Source organism: Chryseolinea sp. T2 (genome assembly GCF_037203685.1).
Lineage (GTDB): Bacteria > Bacteroidota > Bacteroidia > Cytophagales > Cyclobacteriaceae > Chryseolinea.
In genome coordinates, this window is the sequence record NZ_JBBCAU010000003.1 from 1,098,697 (window position 1) to 1,116,293 (window position 17,597).

General features: G+C 46.3%; 13 protein-coding genes and 1 pseudogene. 4 read left to right on the forward strand and 10 right to left on the reverse strand.

Annotated features, from left to right (window positions below; translation table 11 throughout):
* The first annotated feature begins 22 nt into the window (after nt 1–22).
* On the forward strand, nt 23–403 hold the full coding sequence (locus tag WBG78_RS14430) for a nuclear transport factor 2 family protein (protein ID WP_337327137.1): 381 nt from the start codon (nt 23–25) through the stop codon (nt 401–403).
* 57 nt (nt 404–460) lie between these two features.
* Here WBG78_RS14430 and WBG78_RS14435 read toward each other — a convergent pair whose 3' ends face one another.
* On the reverse strand, nt 461–3,115 hold the full coding sequence (locus WBG78_RS14435; RefSeq protein WP_337327138.1) for a T9SS type A sorting domain-containing protein: 2,655 nt from the start codon (nt 3,113–3,115) through the stop codon (nt 461–463).
* Between the two features lie 256 nt (nt 3,116–3,371).
* Between WBG78_RS14435 and WBG78_RS14440 the strand changes: the two genes are divergently transcribed.
* Nucleotides 3,372–4,304, forward strand: coding sequence for an MBL fold metallo-hydrolase (locus WBG78_RS14440; protein ID WP_337327139.1), 933 nt, complete (start codon nt 3,372–3,374; stop codon nt 4,302–4,304).
* Between the two features lie 20 nt (nt 4,305–4,324).
* Here WBG78_RS14440 and WBG78_RS14445 read toward each other — a convergent pair whose 3' ends face one another.
* The 4 genes from WBG78_RS14445 to WBG78_RS14460 form a co-directional block, all read right to left on the reverse strand.
* Nucleotides 4,325–5,524: an acyltransferase family protein gene (locus WBG78_RS14445; RefSeq protein WP_337327140.1), complete on the reverse strand. Its 1,200-nt coding sequence runs from the start codon at nt 5,522–5,524 to the stop codon at nt 4,325–4,327.
* 150 nt (nt 5,525–5,674) lie between these two features.
* A complete protein-coding gene (locus WBG78_RS14450; protein WP_337327141.1) occupies nt 5,675–6,682 on the reverse strand; it encodes an alpha/beta hydrolase family protein in 1,008 nt (335 codons plus the stop codon).
* A gap of 85 nt (nt 6,683–6,767) precedes the next feature.
* Entirely contained in the window at nt 6,768–7,592 is an 825-nt protein-coding gene (locus tag WBG78_RS14455; protein WP_337327142.1) for a helix-turn-helix domain-containing protein, read from the reverse strand.
* Nucleotides 7,593–8,050: 458 nt separating this feature from the next.
* Nucleotides 8,051–8,626: a hypothetical protein gene (locus tag WBG78_RS14460; RefSeq protein ID WP_337327143.1), complete on the reverse strand. Its 576-nt coding sequence runs from the start codon at nt 8,624–8,626 to the stop codon at nt 8,051–8,053.
* 230 nt (nt 8,627–8,856) lie between these two features.
* Between WBG78_RS14460 and WBG78_RS14465 the strand changes: the two are divergent.
* Together WBG78_RS14465 and WBG78_RS14470 are read left to right on the forward strand one after the other, a co-directional pair.
* A pseudogene (locus WBG78_RS14465) lies at nt 8,857–10,503 on the forward strand (GH39 family glycosyl hydrolase).
* A 70-nt stretch (nt 10,504–10,573) separates the two neighbouring features.
* Nucleotides 10,574–11,314 carry a hypothetical protein gene (locus tag WBG78_RS14470; protein ID WP_337327144.1) on the forward strand — a complete coding sequence of 247 codons (741 nt, stop codon included), beginning with the start codon at nt 10,574–10,576 and terminating at the stop codon, nt 11,312–11,314.
* A 65-nt stretch (nt 11,315–11,379) separates the two neighbouring features.
* On the opposite strand, the gene WBG78_RS14475 is transcribed toward WBG78_RS14470, so the two are convergent.
* The 5 genes from WBG78_RS14475 to WBG78_RS14495 form a co-directional block, all read right to left on the reverse strand.
* Complete coding sequence (locus WBG78_RS14475) at nt 11,380–12,450, reverse strand: hypothetical protein (protein ID WP_337327145.1); 1,071 nt, start codon at nt 12,448–12,450, stop codon at nt 11,380–11,382.
* 181 nt (nt 12,451–12,631) lie between these two features.
* Entirely contained in the window at nt 12,632–13,474 is an 843-nt protein-coding gene (locus WBG78_RS14480) for a helix-turn-helix domain-containing protein (protein WP_337327146.1), read from the reverse strand.
* Nucleotides 13,475–13,749: 275 nt separating this feature from the next.
* Nucleotides 13,750–14,550, reverse strand: coding sequence for a hypothetical protein (locus tag WBG78_RS14485; RefSeq protein WP_337327147.1), 801 nt, complete (start codon nt 14,548–14,550; stop codon nt 13,750–13,752).
* A 13-nt stretch (nt 14,551–14,563) separates the two neighbouring features.
* Complete coding sequence (locus WBG78_RS14490) at nt 14,564–16,039, reverse strand: amino acid permease (protein WP_337327148.1); 1,476 nt, start codon at nt 16,037–16,039, stop codon at nt 14,564–14,566.
* A 115-nt stretch (nt 16,040–16,154) separates the two neighbouring features.
* On the reverse strand, nt 16,155–17,339 hold the full coding sequence (locus WBG78_RS14495) for a hypothetical protein (protein ID WP_337327149.1): 1,185 nt from the start codon (nt 17,337–17,339) through the stop codon (nt 16,155–16,157).
* Nucleotides 17,340–17,597 lie beyond the last annotated feature (258 nt).

A 17,597-nucleotide genomic window follows, 5' to 3' on the forward strand; every position in this document is an offset into this window, starting at 1 on the left:
ACTTATCTTCAAAAAATATCATATGGAAAAACAAGCTCTCACAAAACAGCTACTTGAAACCTACTACAGCGGTTTTGCCGCCAAAAGCAACTGGGAAGACACGATTGCCGACGACTTCCGGTACGTGGGCGGTGACATGACAAATACGCAACCGGTAGTTGGAAAACAGGCATACGTGGACATCATCAAACGCTTCTCTCAGCGATTCGAATCGATGCGCGTCAGGCAAATGATCGTCGATGGAGATAAGGCCAGCGTCATCGGCAACTATGATTTCCAGTTTCCGAACGGCCGAAAAATAAACGGCAACGTTTCTGAAAATTGGACGGTGAAGAATGGAAAGCTTCAGTCATTGACACTGTACTTTGATACTCTCACGTTCATGACGAATCTGAAGCAGTAATGCGATCCGGCAAAAGTCTCTTCTTCAATTATTAAAATCGACACACTAACAACACAATTAACGCCGCAATACTTTCTGGTGATATTGTCGCTTACCCGACCTGATACTCAATACGTACATGCCGGAGGGAACCGCAGTGAAATCAAGTACCACCGATGCGTCATACTTTTCCATCGGAACCCGAATTGTGCTGCCGCGCATATCCACTACGTTAAGCTCGTCGATCGCCCCAACGTTACCCGGCAGGATCGTAAGTATTCTGTCGACAGGATTCGGATATAATGTCAGATTCATTACAGTCAATTCATGGATGTCGGTTACAGCGAAGATTTTCGCTATTACCTGCGCAGAATTTGAATACGATTTTCCGTCACTTGCGGCGTATGCCCATTGATCGGTGCCAACAAAATCTGCTGAAGGCGTATAGGTTAATGCAGTCAGTTGCGCCGGGGAAATCTCTGCATCTGCAACCACAACGTTTCCACCAACTTTCAGTGCACCGTGTGCGGGCAATGTGGTGACCTTAATCTTTGCCAGCGGAGATCCTTCGTGGTCCGAGTACTTCGTAGTAAACAGCGCCGCCGTAAAAGTGAACGTTGTACGCTGCGGCATGTCAAAAGAAATATTACCAACCACGGGCGCAGCATCCATAACAGCCCGAAGGGTGAACGACTGTGCCGTTGACTCCAGCCCCTCAGCATTTGCAACCGGCGCTATCGTAATCCGATACGCCGTATTATCGTATGGTTCAGTGATCTTGATAGTAATCGTTAACAGGTCATCTCCAAGAGTGGCAGTATAGTTTGCCGGCGTTCCGTCGAGTGTAGTGATGGTGATCAGATCTTCCAGGTCACTCTGCGACACCGGGTTTCCATCTTGTGTTTGCATAGGCTGGTCTGCACGGATCACTATGGGCTCGTCCTTAAGAAAGGTTGAGTCTGTTAACAATGAAGGAAAATAGAAGTAGGGCGGCGCAAGTTCTCCAATTGGCCGGAGCCACAAGCCGTTACCAGCAGCGCCCACCAGCACATGCTTCGAAGTGAAACTGATTGAGGTGACGACCCGGCTCGGTATGTTTCCTTTGATGTCGCTCCATGTTTTTCCAGAGTCTGACGAATGATATAGTGCTCCCGTTAGGGCCGCGGCATATATCTCATTGTTTCTGACCGCCATCGTCAACACAATGTTATTATTAATAAGCGTCCATGTTTTTCCGTCATCGATGCTCTTGTAAACACCGTCGTATTGCTCTGCCACGAGCAGTATTGATCCCAGCTTTGCGATCTTACCAACGCTTTGAGAAGGCACTCCCATGTCGATTTTGTCCCAACGCTCGCCGCTGGCATTGAGTCGGAACAGACCCTGATAGGTTCCTACGTACACATGTTTGTCATCAGCAAATATGGTTCTGATCGGACCAAGCAATCCATCGGATTTTTTCTCCCATGAGTCGCCACGGTTGGCCGAAACGTAAACATCATTGTCAATATTTGTGTACAGTTTGTTATTGAGCACCGCCAAAGTGCTCGAGGTTCCCTGGACTGAACTGTTGCTCTTGACTACCCAGTTCTCACCTTCGTCACTCGAGCGATAAATAGTGCCGGTGGCGACGAATATATCATTGCCCATTCTAACAATGGCATTTGCCGTAGCGGAAGCGAGGCCGTCCAGACGACGTGTCCATGTCTGACCTTCATCCATACTTTTCCAGATGAAAGCGTATTCCGCCCCTGCCAGGATAGTATCATCTTTGATATCAATATCATTTATGGTTTGAAAGCTTAAGCCTGCATTGCAACTTGTCCAAGGCGCAGTGTTATCCAATGGCTTCCGGTATGTACCTGCACCCCAGGTGCCTGTGAAAATGTATGATGCTCCGGCATAGAAGCTTTGAATATTCAATCCTGAGGGTGGTCCATCAAGAGTCTCCAGCCAGCTATTGCCCTGGTTCGAAGAAACGGCATACGTCCCGCGTCCAACGTAGTAGATATGCGTTGACGTTAACGCAAATCGCCACCCCACATTGTCGGTCCTCACCTGCTGCCACGTAGTACCATCATCATTCGATCTTAGCAGGCCGATCTCATTCACATTCATAAAGGCAGTGCTGCCCTGATAGGCGAGTTGCGTAACGGCGTGGCTACCGGTGTTTGTTTCCGCCCAGGTTACCCCGCCATCAACTGATTTAAAAACTATTCCAGCTCTTGACCTTGCTGCTGCGAGAATGACCGATCCCTTAACCGTAACGGACGCTATTTCAGTTTGTGTTCGTGTATCATTCGCTTTGGTCCAGCTGCTGGCAAAATTGCTTGTGACATATATACCCTGTATTCCCGCGATAACGAGTGTGGTGCCGTCAGTTGCAACGTCCTCTACAAAATCGTTGACCCCGACCATCTCGGTGAAAGACTGTCCATCGGCACTGTGAAATATTTTTCCATAAGAGAACACCAGCAACTTGTCACCAAATACAGCAAAATGAGCGAAGTTTGGTTGTGGCGGCACGGTGGTACGTGTCCAGCTCACTCCATTGTCTACCGAGCGGTAGACGCCACTGTTCAACACCGCGATGTAAAGTGCATTCTTATACTCCACAATATCGGTAACAATCGAGCCTCCTTCCAAGTTGGTGGATTGCGTCCACTGAGCACTTACGTCTGAATGAGGAACTACGAAAAAGAGGATTACGACTGCAATGTAGAAATGCTTCATAGATGCTAACTGATCGGGGTGTAGTCGCCAACGAGGACTACCGGAATGACGACTATACAATATCCTCAATAGTTCTCAAATCGTGAAATTGTATTTGTGATCTCCGGCTAAAAATTTCCCGAATATTTAAAGGTCTCTGTTATAGTCTAATTCTCTTTTCAAGACATCCAGGATAAAATTGATTCTGGCGGTTTTTACCTGGTAGATGAAAGCCCCAATTAGAGGGGAAAATGCTTACTTTCGATATTCCCATCTTATGAAAAAAGTACTGCCAGCTCTCATTTTCACGCTCACCCTATGCGCAGCGCACGCACAGCAATTTGAAAAGGGTCCCTATACCGTTTCGCAACTTGCACCAGGAGTAACCCGCATCGAAGATGCCAACTCGAAAAATCCTTCCGGCATTCACACCGGCAGTGATGGTAAGCCGGCAGGTCTTAACAATTGCTCAGATATGTATCTCATTCAGGGAAAGGATAAAGTACTGCTGATCGATCTCTCCAACTTCATTACCTGGGATACAACGGCGATTACTTCACTGCGATCTATCGTTTCACAAATCCGTGGCAATCGACAATTGTACATTGCAGCAACGCACTTCCACGGTGACCATACCGGCATGCTACCTGCTTTTCAGAAAGATCCCTCCGTACGATTCTGGATTCATCCGAAGGAATTCGAGGGAAGAAATATCTGGCCCGGCGGACGACTCGTAAACCTTCCCGAAAATCCAACGCTGGATCTGGGCGGCGGCTTCGTCGTTGAATCGTTCGAGCTACCGGGACATACCGATCATTCTATGCTCTATTTTCTAAAGGGAAAGAACCTGGTATTCACAGGCGACGGACTCGGCTCCGGCAATGGCGTCTGGATCTTTTCTTACGACGGCTTCATTCAATATCAGAGCAGCGTCGACAAACTGATCAGCTACGTGAAGAACCCGGCCAACAAAATTGATGCTTCAAAGCTGCTCATCTACCCCGGACACTATTGGCAGAAGCGCGACAAGCCCAACCTGCCATTTCAATACATACTGGATATGAAGACGTTGATCGGCAAGATCAGGGACGGCAGCGCAGACACTGAAAGTGTAACCTTTAATCAGTATCTGAACACCAACTTCCGTTATGGCACAGCAACAATAACCTGGAACAAGGATGACGCTGCACGGTTCTCGGGTTCGAAGTAAGAAAATGAAACACTGAAGCATTAATTTATTGCTTCTGACCTCGCTAGATCCTTTTTATAAACTTTGCCATTTAAAAACATTCCTATAAAACTGCCTCTGACAAAGGATTGGTAAGTAGCAAAGCATATGATCGTAGTTACAGAGAATGTAATCGCAAATTTGATAAAGATCGGCAAAGCAGATCCAGCCATTAAGCCTGGAACAAAAACTACTATTGGCATATGGATAATGTAAACCCAATAAGCCGAGTCCATGATATAGGTTAGACGTGGCGAATAGGAATTGAAATAGCTAGTAAAAAATGTGATGAACCCAAAAATAAAGAGTGAACCATGCAATGCATTTAATCCTTGTTGAACAGTCAGGGCCCATGGCTCGGTTGGCCAGGGCGTAAGACTTGCAACAAGGAAAAGCAGGGTAGCTATACTTAATTGTAGTATCGGATACTGAGTAAGGTTTTGCAGGCAATTTGTTTTATATAACATCCAACCTGTTCCGAAAAAAACAAAGTATATCACAAATGTGGCAGGATCAACGCTCCATTGATTGTTGGTTAAAATGAACGGAGACTTCATCCAATAAAGGCAGAGAAATAAAGCCACTGCCATGCTGATAATCCTCAGCCAGAATATTTGAAATATCCTGGAAAAAGCCTGATAGATGAATACAGTGAAGTTTGTCTTCTTTTTAAAGAGAATCCCAAGGGACCACCCTAACAAAGCATACATAATCAAAAAATATAAAAACCATAAATGAGCAATCCTCAAAGGAAGAAAGTTGCCTCTAATCAATGTATCGACAGCTGCCGTTAAGGCGGGAGAAGAATTGGCGAAAGAGGTCTGTGTGAAAGCGAGGGCGGCTGAAATTAATGGCGAAATCACCAAAACACCGGCAACAAAGGGAAGCACGATCCGCCTGAATCTGTTCAGCAGCATTGCCCTTGGGCCTTTCTTATAAAAAAGAAGCGATCCGAAATATCCGGCTGCCACAAAAAACACGGGCATGCGAAAGGTGTGGATAAAAACAACCACCAAATCAAATAAAGGGCTGGTACTGCTGTCCTTTAATGGCCAGGCCTCCTGATAATCAATAGCACCGTAAGTTATTGATGCATGAAGTACAATTCCGAGCAACATCATGGCTGCTCTCAATGCGTCTAAAGCATAGACTCTTTCTGATGCTTCCTTGACTTCTGTCTTAGGGGCCGGAGACGTGATCATTCTTATTCTTAAGATTAGGGAGTTGAGGAACGGCTGCGCAAAACCGAAATACATTATATAATGATGAAACTTTTTGGGAACAAAGTTGTGTATCAAATGATACACAACTCAAAAAGGCATCATATGTCTTTGTAAAGTTCTGGCTCCCGATCAATCTGCCATTGGTTGAATAAATTCCTGTACACGCTTCCAAAAATTCTTGTCAGACCAAAATCCGTGGATTCCTTCGTCATAAAAGTAACAATCAATGGTTGTCATTCCGGTACATAACCTTCTCGCAAAATCCACAGGAACAAACTTATCATTCTTGTCGTGATGGAGTTGCACGACTGGCAATTCACCCTTGAAATAAATAGGCGAAGTTGAAATGAATCTTCTCCTCGCTTCGCTTTCTGTAATCTTCCCGGACAAGAGGTCGTTAAAAAACAATAGTTTGAACTGGTCAGGGTACAATTGATAGAGCGCCTTCATGTCAGTGGGTGCTGCTACTACAATAGCTCTTTTGATTCGCTTGTCCCTTGACGAAGCCAGTAAAGCCACCGTTCCGCCGCGGCTCCCTCCATATATGGCAATCCGGCTTTCGTCTGCCTGCCTGAACGTTTCGAGTGATACATTTAAAAAGGCCAGCGCATCAGTTGTTGCTCCTCCAAATGCATCACTTACAGCTCCATCAGATTGGTATTTTCTATCCCCTATAATCAGTTGTTGCCCGCGGAACGACGGAATCACAACGATGAACTTATCGTCAAATCCCTCACCCAAAAAGCGCGGAAATTGAACTGCAGGTTGATTGAAATCCTGGCTGAGATCAAATTCCTTATGCATCCCGTCACCTCCCGTGGCAAATACAATCATCGGCAGCTTTCTGCTATTGCTGTTTGCGGGAACGACGACGGCCCCGTAATGCTTTAAGCCTTGCACCATATGGGACAGTATATACAATTTATTCGAATTGGAAAGCAAGATGGAATCGTGAATGACTACATCCCTGGGTGCCAGGTCTGGTGTTCTGAGCTCCGAAAGAACATTCGCTATTTCCTGAGCGGAGGGCTCGGCTAAAACGCTGGCTATAAGACGTTCTTCATTTGCCTTTTCTGATGTTTGTCCGGCACAGGTAAGCGCCAAAAGGCTAAAGACAATCAAAATGGAATTTTTCATGACTTTGTTTTTGGTTGATATTTTTTTGTTCAAATCAACCAGTCAAATCATGTCTCAGCGTGCCAATATGAGGGATGGGACCTATTTAAAGGGTTTTGTTTGCTTTCTGATACTCAGTCGGGGTTGCTCCAGTGACCTGTTTGAATACTCTGTTGAATGTGGTCTTGGAATTAAAACCCGAATCCAGGGCAATCCCTAACAGGCTAAGGTGCCCATAGCGGGGATCATTAAGTTTACTTTTCACTTCCTCTATCCGGTAAAGGTTTACGAAGTCATAAAAGCTACTATTCAGATGTTTATTCAGAACAAAGGAAACCAGATTTGGATCGGCCTTCAGTTGTGAAGCCAGCTCCCTAAGGCTAAGGTTTTCCTGTCGATATATTTTCTCCCCAGTCATGAGTTGAGATATCCGCCCGATCAGCGCTTGTATTTCTTCCTGGGGCAGTTTGCCAAAATTTTTGTTCTCAACTGGTCCCTCATCCGACTTCACAAATACAAGGTTCCCCCGCCCTACACCTTCTAATCCTATCCAAAGCGTCAGATAGGTTAAAATGAGCATCAGTAAATAAAGTGCAAGGACAACCCCGAGGTATAGTAGCTGAAATCTGAAAAACAATAGAAAGGCAGTTACAAAAGGAATCCAGGCTACCCACAGCCAACGATAGTAACGGATCAATCTATTCAGCCATGAAAGCGTCATTTCCTTCAAGTTTGAAAAATTCCTTAGCACCCAACCTTCGTGATTAATGATAACGCCGAGTGACAGTTTCAAGTAGTAAAAAATTGAACCCGCAGCCCACAAATACAACAACGGCATTATGTAAAAATAGAGTGGCGTATTATAGATAAGTTCATTATCTCCAATGCCCTGAACAATCATGGCTACTTGTAATCCTGCTTCAATAGCCACCGGGATAAGGTGTTTTTTGTTTATGCTCGAGAGAGAGAAATTCGTGTTAGTAAGAGCTTTTGTATAAAAAAATATCAACGGCCCGACTGCTGTTAAATATGAAAACGGTAGTCTAAGCAAGGATGGGAAGATATTATCGAGATTGGTGTCCAACACCATCAGATATGTCAGGTGCAAATTGACAACGAATATTGTTAATGATAGAAACTTGTTCGCCAAAGGGTTTTCCCCATGCCTGAAAAACAGTATTCCTGCCAGGATGAAATTCTGCACCAGTCCCGAAATGATAAAAAAATTGACTGGATTCAAGTTGAAGAAATATTCTCCGCTGTTCAATTGATCAAATCTTTAAGGAGCTAACATCAACAAGTTAATATACGACATTGATCATCTCGGCCCGTGGGAAGTTCCACAACAATAACTGCATCTTCCCGAAGCGCCACATTATGTAGTCCCTGCTAGGGATCCTCATCGAACTTCCACCACTCCATTCCGTATTCACTCTTGAGCTTTAACGTGTACTCTAACCGAGACCTGATCTCCGCAAAATCGTTGGCCTGGCATATTCCCAATGTCAGTGCATCCTTTGAAGGTGTGTCATAAAACTTAGTCCCAACGTACAATTCATTAAGTATGTCGGGCACATTATCTTCAAACTCAAAAATGCACAGATGCTTATGCCCATCTTCAATTGTTTCGATGGGATACTTTCCTTCGTAAATAGATTGAGTTAATTGAAACTTTGTGTTGATGAAAACGGAAGGATTGTCGAGTTTAAAAATGCAATCAAACTGCTTGGGCAACATGATGTCAGCATACGCATATAATGTAAAAAGACATACCTCCTTTTCCGTTCGCGACCAGTTTATGAATCTTGCGTGTGCGGACTTGTTGAGCACTTTTGCCTGATCTGTCCTTTTACATGCCTCCTTTATCTTGGTGACTACTTCATCTGACATTAACTCGTCAGTGAACAGAAATCTTTCTCTTGGCCTACAGGCCTCTTCGTTTCGCATCTGCTTAAAGCCGTTCATTCCGGGTCCTGGTGAAATCTCCTCAAAGGAACCGGATGAATAAATGTACTATTCAAAGTACGAATCTACTGTCTAAACGCTTACTTTATATTGGACTGAATATTAAACCCGTGGTTAACTTGCTTTGGGTTGCTTTGATAAAGTCATGCTCAACCTAAGCGCTTGAAATTATGATCAGGAATACAAACCCATTGATATCTCGATTTGCTGCCAAAGCCTCGTTGGCTCTAATGCTTTGCGCATTAACCTCCTTCGTTTCTGCCCAATCACCAACCATCACCGTCGACCTGAAACAACAAATCGCTCCCATGGTACCGGTATGGGCCTGGTTCGGATACGACGAGCCAAACTATACCTACATGAAGGACGGCAAAAAGTTGCTTTCGGAAATCGCCGCACTAAGTCCTGTTCCGGTGTATGTGCGCACCCATAGCCTCCTCGTTACGGGCGATGGCGTCGCCGCCCTGAAGTGGGGATCCACCAACGCTTATACCGAAGACGCCAGCGGCAATCCTGTGTATAACTGGAACATCGTCGACAGCATCTTCGATGCTTACGTCTCGCGGGGAATGAAGCCGCTCGCGCAGATTGGTTTCATGCCTCAGGCTTTATCAACGCATCCCGAGCCCTACAGACATCACTGGAAACCGGGTGATCCCTACACCGACATCATCACGGGCTGGGCTTATCCTCCCAAAGACTATAACAAGTGGCGTGACCTGGTGTACGAGTGGGTGAAACATTCTGTTGAGCGCTATGGCAAAGCTGAAGTTGAAAGCTGGTACTGGGAAGTGTGGAATGAACCGAACGGTCACTACTGGAAGGGAACTCAGGAAGAGTTTTTTAAACTGTACGACTATGCCGCCGACGGACTCAAACGCGCGCTTCCAACGGCCAGGATAGGCGGCATTAACATCGCGGGCACCCGTGGCAAAGGTGCCACCGAATGGACGAATAACTTCATTAAACACTGCATCAGTGGCACCAACTAAGCGACTGGTAAAACAGGCTCGCCGATGGATGCCATTCTCTTCCATGCTAAGGGTTCTCCGAAACTTGTGGACGGATCCGTGCGCATGAACATGGAACCTCAACTGAACGATATCAGGACAGGCTTCGCGATTACTATGTCATATCCCGAAACAAAGAACTTACCCGTCATCGTTGGTGAGTCCGACCCGGAGGGCTGCGCGGCATGCGGCATGGCTACCAATCCCGAGAACAGTTATCGCAACGGTACGGCTTACTCGAGTTATACGGCGGCAAGCTTTGCCCGCAAGTATCAGCTGGCCGACGAGTCAAAAGCTAATTTTATTGGTGCCGTTTCCTGGTCGTTCGAATTTGAAAATCAGCCGTGGTATTATGGCTTCCGCGATCTAGCCACGAACGGTGTCGATAAGCCGGTGCTCAACGTGTTTAGGATGTTTGGGATGATGTCTGGAACGCGGTTGGTTGTGCAGAGTAATCGCATGTACCCCCTTGATAAAATATTTGAATCAGGCATGCATGGCACGAACTCCGACATCGGCGGCCTGGCCACTACGGACAAGCGCTCTGCGGCACTCATGGTATGGAACTATCACGACGACGACAAGCCTGCTCCGGCCGAACAAGTAAACATCACGATAGTCAATGTGCCTGCCACGAAAGCGACGATGAATGTTTATATGATTGATAAGGAGAACAGCAATTCTTATGAGCTATGGAAGAAAATGGGATCGCCTCAAAATCCAACGCCGCAGCAGATCACTGAACTGGAGAAAGCAGGGAAGTTAAAGTGCATCACAACGACGTCAATCAAAATAAGCAAAGGGAAACTTAACCTGCCACTGCAGTTGGAGCGCCAGGCCGTTGCACTGGTGAAGATCGATTGGTAGGCTGAAAATTTGGTAAGCTGACCTTTACAAGCAAAACCTTTTGTAAGTCTGAACATCAAGTAAATCGAACATGCTAGAAGTTAGTCGCCTCAAGCCGATATTAAAGAAGACAGCCATCGTTTTACTGTCAATACTGTTCGTTGGAAAAATGTTGCTCTGGTTTCCTCAACCTGCGTTTGCACACAAGGTTGAATACAAAAACTTCACGGTATACGCAACCAACCCAATAAACGGCGATGTCGGAAAAATATTCGACTCAGTCATCGAACAAATCAAGCGATCCGAGAACTACAACGCTCAGTACTCTCATAGAATCTTCCTGTGCGAGCCGGGGACCTTCTACCATCAGTTATTGTTTACGGAAAATGGATCTTACGCCTCGAACATGACGTTTCGGCATAACATATTTATATTCCCATTTGCCGACTTCGAAAGGAATACAGTGACCCGCGCCCACAGCACAACATCTTACCGCTTGGATCAGCTGCTTGCTCATGAGATCACGCACACGTTCATGACGGACAAGTTGCCCTCCTGGAAAAAAGAAGGCTACGCAGAATACATCGCGAGCTACAGAGTGGGTTATGTGGAATCCGGCGACCTGAAAGAAAATGCGATTACCCTGTTAACATCCAAAGACTACTTCTTAACAAACGAACTGGGCATCCCACGACCTCTGCCTTATTTCAAGGCGCGCACGTTAGTTGAATACCTTATTTTCATCGATGGCTTTACGTTCGCGCAAATAAAGTCCGACTCAATAACTGATGACAAAACAATGGCGGCATTGAAAAAGTGGGCCGACCGATGAGTACTTATCTGATCGATAACCTTTAAAACACCGATCATAACCTTAAAACAACATACTCTGGCCGATCACTCAAGAAAATAAAACTTCTTAACCATCAACCTGCGCGGATCATATCCATCAAAAGTCCGCCTCACATCTGCTTCGCTCATTTGATGACAACTCCTGCACGCTATCCCCGTCTCCACCAGGATAGCATCGTCAACTCCAACACTTCCACCACGTGCAACCGGTTTACCAAATAACGCTGCATTACGCTGCGCATTAACTATCCTGCGCTCCAGCACTTCTTTATAGTCCCAGTCTGAATACTGTCTCACTTCACGACATAGCCTGTACACACTGATACCCTCCTTCCAGTTGCCGCTCTTCACCAGCATGTCTCCGTACGCCATGAAGAAACCTTCAATGTTATGTGGCGCAATCCATGAATTATGAAACACGCGGTCCTTCGACTGATCCGAGTCCAGCAGCAGCTTGATACTTGCTATCTGCGCTTGCGTGTCGGCATTATTCGGATCAAAGTCCTCTGCATGTCGTTCCGCCAGCGTCTTCATCAGCTCCAATGCCTCTTTGAACTTAGCATCCGATGCCGGCAGCCTGCTTAACGTATAGGCTAGTGAAAACGAGCTGAAGTTCTCCCATTCGCGAATCGCCTTCTGGCCATTCAGATAGCCATCTTTTAATAACTCGCGATCACCACATATTGAACCATTGGCCAGCTTAACCGACGACAGGAAAGAAAGCGTCCTCGTGTCATTTGGATTCATCAGATACGACTCACCAAAATACTTCTGTGCCATCGTCGCATGCTCGACACTCCTTGGACTGCCTGCATTGTTCCGATGCTCCGACAGCGCCCACATGTGAGTAAAGCCAAGATGAGTTATCGTGCGTATATCGTTGGGGTTACTGACGTAAGCGGTAGTGAGCTTGTTCAGGATCACAGGGATGCTGTCGTAATTTCCTTCGTGAAACTGTTTCCAGAAATAATCGTTCGCCGCCGTTGCTTGTGGCGACTGTAGCCAGGCTACTTCCTTCCTCGCAAGCGTGATGGTGTTAACAAAATTGAACATTCGTTGATACGCAACAATGCTTCCCACCACCATGGCGGCGACAGCTATACCTAACTTGATCATAGCATTTGATTTTTTTGATATCCAAAACTAAATGCTATGTCTGTTCAGGTATTGGATGAATTTTACTTAGTGAAATTCTACTGAATGAAATTTTACCCGATGAAACAGTTCCTGCCAGTTTAGTACGCATTCCTTCTTTTACCTCCCGGCCCTTAAACATACCCGTCATAGGGCAAATCGCTCATACCTCCTCAGCCATCACTTCATAAAAATGATATTCATGAGGTTTAATCTGGAGATACTCACCAGGTGTATATCCTGTGAATCCTTTAAAGTCGCGAATAAGATGACTTTGATCAGCATACCCGGCACTCATGGCAAAGGCCGACCAGTTTTGAATGGGCCTATGCGAAATACCTTTCAACGCATTGTCAAAGCGGATGATCTTTTGAATGTCCTTTGGACCAAGTCCCGATTGGTCCTTAAAGAGTTGAATCGAATGCTTATGACTGTACCCCATATGACTATCCATCAGCTCCGATACCGAAACATCAGGACTCGAAAGCATCCTTTCCATCTTCTGCCACACAATCATCTCCGACAACGAACACCCCGCCACACGTTTAACAATCCAATCGTCGAGTATAATAAACATCTCGTCACAGCTGTTCGCCTCATGAAGTCGCTCCAGAATAATGCGGATCTCTGCACCCCAGACGTCCTCAGCCGGGAAATTGTTATCAGTAAACTGATTTGCCGGAATCTTAAATAACTGATAAAAACCAAACAGCGTAAAACGCAAGCCAATCATGCGGAAGTTTATGGGCGGAAAAAAATCAAACCAGCTACGTCGTACTCCCGAAATCATGGTACGAACCATATCAGGCGCCTTATCGATTGGACCCTTGCCGCCAACCTTTCCTCCGAGGTTAAAGAACATCTCGGTCTTGTTGTTGGGAAACAGCCTTTCGCCCTGCCTTAAAGACTCCCCTTCCATGTACACATAGTGATCGACAAAGAGATTCGCCGGGTACGAAGGTATCTCTAACGTGTACTTGATCTGATTGTTGGTAAACGAGAACATATCAGTACTACTACCGTTTTAGCACTACTCCCTATCACACGCGCACCCTGCAGGAATCCCGAACATTAATAAAACCTGTTGAGCTGGAAGCAATCAATGGCGCCCATTAAGTTACGTAATAAAACGACGCTTATTGTACCGGAACCGACTGATCTTGTGAGCGAGGTAAATTTTATCCAATGGATGAGGTTCCGGCGCTTGTAGTATTGAATTCACAAGCTCCCCGAGGGCGAATGGCACCTTTGTGACCACACGATCAATTCGACCTAATGCAATCAATTTCGATCTAATCCCTGCGCTGCCCGACCTCGTATAACAAGCGCGATCCCGCAAAAGGCAAGGCATTGTAAAAGACTTATTACCCGGTTTCCATCCATGAATGGATTGACTGGATCGCGCAAAGGGTATTCGATTGTCGATGGCAAATGAACCACTATCAACCAAATGAACAACATGATCGCCAGCAACGACATAATCTGCCGCACTTTAACATTGATAAAAATGGAAAGTCCTGCTCCCATCAGCGCGACTCCGGTTAAGTAAGTCCAAAAGAGATTTCCTGGTATCCAGGCCGGAACAATGGTCTTCACGAACTCTGCATTGACCAGGTGCGCGATGCCAAACATCATCAGCATGAATGCATAAAGGTATTTGCCGAAATCCGCCACGCGATCAAAACCTTTATGCATGCTGAATGCTTTCTCACGACCTCCCGCATGATACATCACCATCGCTCCTCCGGTCAACGCTAATAGTTTGATGGCGTCGGTCCAATACGACAGCATCTCCGGATGATACTGAAGCCGGTTTGGCAGGTGCCCGATGAGCAAAAAGAGAACGAAGACAATAATGAGCATTATCGAAGCGACCTGAGACTTCTTATTTACCAAAAGCGATAGCCCAGACGTTGTTAGTACAACTGCTACAGCGTAGCCCAGCCAACCCCACACTTCATCAGGCGCCAGTGGAGCCATGATGGGTCGAACGCCTGGCAGCAGAAAATGGATGAGCCCGATACCGATAATTCCTGTCGCATAGAAACATCTTCCAACAGATTTGAGTAATTCACTGTGCATTCTTTTCAGGTGGTTAGTGTGTCGTTTCTTTCGGCGACTGACTCTTAACTTGCAGCATGCTGTTCTTTACACCATAAGAAAAATAGATGGCGATACCGATCACAAGCCAGATGATCAATCGCAGCCAGTTAGCTGGGCCAAGTGCATAGATCAGCCCGCAGCAAACTATTATCCCCAGGATAGGTATCACGGGCACCCACGGTGTTCGGAAGGGTCTGGGTAGCGCAGGATTTGTTTTTCGCAATACGATGATACTCAGGCATACAATCACGAATGCAAACAGGGTCCCGATAACAGTCATGTCTGAGATGATGGAGGCCGGCACGAATGCGGCAATGACGCTGACGAAAACAAAGAACAACACGTTTGACTTCCACGGTGTCTGGAACCGGGGATGCAACTTTGAAAAAACATAAGGAACAAGTCCGTCTTTTGCCATCGAAAAGAACACGCGCGATTGCCCCATCAGCATGACCAGAATAACCGATGAAAAGCCCGCGAGAATAGCAACGGTCACTAACGGCGACAGCCACCGGTAATCCGTCAGATAGGTATCGATCACATAGGTCACTGACGCCTCCTGACCAACAGTTTTGAATTCACTATAGTTGGCTACACCGGCAAGCACATGGGCGAAGAGAATGTACAGCACTACGCAGATCAGCAGTGATAGCAATATTCCCTTCGGCATATCACGCTGCGGATTTTTTGCTTCCTGTGCGGCGGTTGATACGGCATCGAATCCGATGAAGGCGAAGAACACTACTGATGCGCCGGCAAATATTCCGGTCCAGCCATACTCGCCGGTGACGCCCGTGTTCGTGGGAAGATAGGGTACAAAGTTGTCCGGATTAATATAAGACCATCCAAACGCGATAAACAGTAAGACGATCCCCACCTTTACAATCACAATGATCCCGTTTAACACGGATGAGCCCTTCATACCCCTGATCAACACGATAGATAACAACAGGATGATGAATACTGCGGGCAGGTTGATAATCCCCCGTTCACCTTCAGGTGAAAATTGAAATGGTGAATGCGAATACTGATAGGGGATTTGTATGTCGAAAACATTCGATAACAGTTTGCAGCAGTACTCCGACCACGACGTGGCCACCTTTGCTGACGCCACACCATACTCCAGTATAAGGTCCCAACCGATGATCCATGCAATAAGCTCCCCCAACGTGGCATATGCATAGGTGTATGCGCTGCCTGCGATGGGTATCATCGATGCGAATTCGGCGTAGCATAAACCAGCAAGTGCGCATCCAATGCCGGCAATGAGAAAACTGAAAGAGACGGCCGGACCCGTATGGTTGGCGATGGCCTCAGCTGTGCTTGTGAAAAGTCCGGCACCGATAATGGCGCCAATGCCCAGGGCCACCAGGCCGACGGCACCAATACTTCGCTTTAAACCTTTGTCGTCGCCTGCCGCCTCCGTGGTAAGCGACGCAATATTCTTCCTGAGCCAGATGTCTGCCATACGCAAATTTTTGTATGGCGTAATGTGGCAAGCCTGCGCTCCGACGCCGATCCCTGTGATAAAGAATAGCTAAAAATATCGGGCTGTACGCACCTGTAACTGGCGATACAATCAGTTACAACGCTCTCTGGGCGCCAGAAAGCGGGGTGCCGTCAGTATTAGCGGAAACAATCTGTTTGTAGTTTTGATTTTCCGGAGCATTGACAAATTCGCGCAACAAGGTCTGATCAATCTTAATGTTCTCGGGGACGATCCTCAGTCGATATCTTCCCTGCCCGACAAAAGTAAAAAGATCCTTTCGGTCCAACTTCTGATCTTCCTTCAGCACCAGGATGTCATTCATGTTTTCGATAATGCGGCTCACGTAGGTCTGATTGTTAATCTCACCCCCTGAGCCGACCAGGATTGTTTGAGACGCTTCGTCTCCATACTTTCTCCTAATGGCGAATTTGAACAGGTTGATGTATTGCGTGGTCTTCGAGCCAAACTCCAGTGTGGCACCGAATAGTTTCTTCGATGGGATGGTAATCTTTACCAGCGACCAATCTGCGAAGCTGATCGTCATTTCGTTGGGTTTTGGAGTGTTGGCTAACTCAATAACCCAGCTGGTGGCCATCACTAGCGTGACAGCAATGAATGAAGTTCTGGCGGTAATCTTGATCAGATCCTTGGTGAAGTCGTCGAAGAAGTTTTGAAAGACACCCGGCAGTATGGAAATAAATATGGAAAGGATCGCGATTACGGCGATCACAGCGACTATTTGCAATCCCCGGTTTGCAAAGGTTTTGTAAAAGGTGATGATGAGGAGAACGGTGAGAAATCCGGATAGCAACACGTCCGGCAACGCAGCTATCGTCAACAGGTCGACCTGATCGCTGCTAAGGAATAAAGCAGGTAGCCCGAGAGTTAACAACCCGCAGGCAATGATGACAACAATGATACGGCTGCTGTTCTTTTCGTTTTTGTGAATAAACGACGGGGCGTGATCAGCGTAGCACAACGCCAGGAAGAGAAAAAGGTCGTTCACAATGGAGAACAGATTATTGCCCATGTGAAAATAGTTCCGGTCCGAAAACTGCAACCGATGACCCGCATACGTCCAGCACCCGGCGATGACCCATACAAAAATGGAAAGACTTAAGTAGAGCAGACCTTTGTCCAGGCGGTTAGGCGAGCTGGCTTCCTGCAGCGTTTGTTTAAACCGATCGCTGATGTTGTACCAGATAGCAAGCAATAGCAGTGCTCCGGTAAGAGAGATCACAATGTGAGCGAGTATGTAAAACTTTACAACCTCAGTCATGCGAACCTGGATTCTGGATGGACTGCCACTGGAGCAAATTGATGAATAACAATCTTAACGCATCGGCTGATGGCAAGCAAAAATCAGGACCAATTAAATTGCATGTTGATGCTGCATTTGGATCCCGGAGCCTGTATGTTTAAAAAAGGAAAGCCTGGAGACTATATTTAAAGTGAATTACCATATCATTTTAAATAAATCTTCCAGGCTTATGAAAACAATACAAGCTAAGGATTTTTCCTTTGCCGGGGAACCTGT

Bases quoted from the DNA above. Each gene is read 5' to 3' on its own strand.
- WBG78_RS14430 (WP_337327137.1), top strand. From the start codon at position 23: ATGGAAAAACAAGCTCTCACAAAACAGCTACTTGAAACCTACTACAGC.
- WBG78_RS14435 (WP_337327138.1), bottom strand. From the start codon at position 3,115: ATGAAGCATTTCTACATTGCAGTCGTAATCCTCTTTTTCGTAGTTCCT.
- WBG78_RS14440 (WP_337327139.1), top strand. From the start codon at position 3,372: ATGAAAAAAGTACTGCCAGCTCTCATTTTCACGCTCACCCTATGCGCA.
- WBG78_RS14445 (WP_337327140.1), bottom strand. From the start codon at position 5,524: ATGATCACGTCTCCGGCCCCTAAGACAGAAGTCAAGGAAGCATCAGAA.
- WBG78_RS14450 (WP_337327141.1), bottom strand. From the start codon at position 6,682: ATGAAAAATTCCATTTTGATTGTCTTTAGCCTTTTGGCGCTTACCTGT.
- WBG78_RS14460 (WP_337327143.1), bottom strand. From the start codon at position 8,626: ATGAACGGCTTTAAGCAGATGCGAAACGAAGAGGCCTGTAGGCCAAGA.
- WBG78_RS14470 (WP_337327144.1), top strand. From the start codon at position 10,574: ATGCTAGAAGTTAGTCGCCTCAAGCCGATATTAAAGAAGACAGCCATC.
- WBG78_RS14475 (WP_337327145.1), bottom strand. From the start codon at position 12,450: ATGATCAAGTTAGGTATAGCTGTCGCCGCCATGGTGGTGGGAAGCATT.
- WBG78_RS14480 (WP_337327146.1), bottom strand. From the start codon at position 13,474: ATGTTCTCGTTTACCAACAATCAGATCAAGTACACGTTAGAGATACCT.
- WBG78_RS14485 (WP_337327147.1), bottom strand. From the start codon at position 14,550: ATGCACAGTGAATTACTCAAATCTGTTGGAAGATGTTTCTATGCGACA.
- WBG78_RS14490 (WP_337327148.1), bottom strand. From the start codon at position 16,039: ATGGCAGACATCTGGCTCAGGAAGAATATTGCGTCGCTTACCACGGAG.
- WBG78_RS14495 (WP_337327149.1), bottom strand. From the start codon at position 17,339: ATGACTGAGGTTGTAAAGTTTTACATACTCGCTCACATTGTGATCTCT.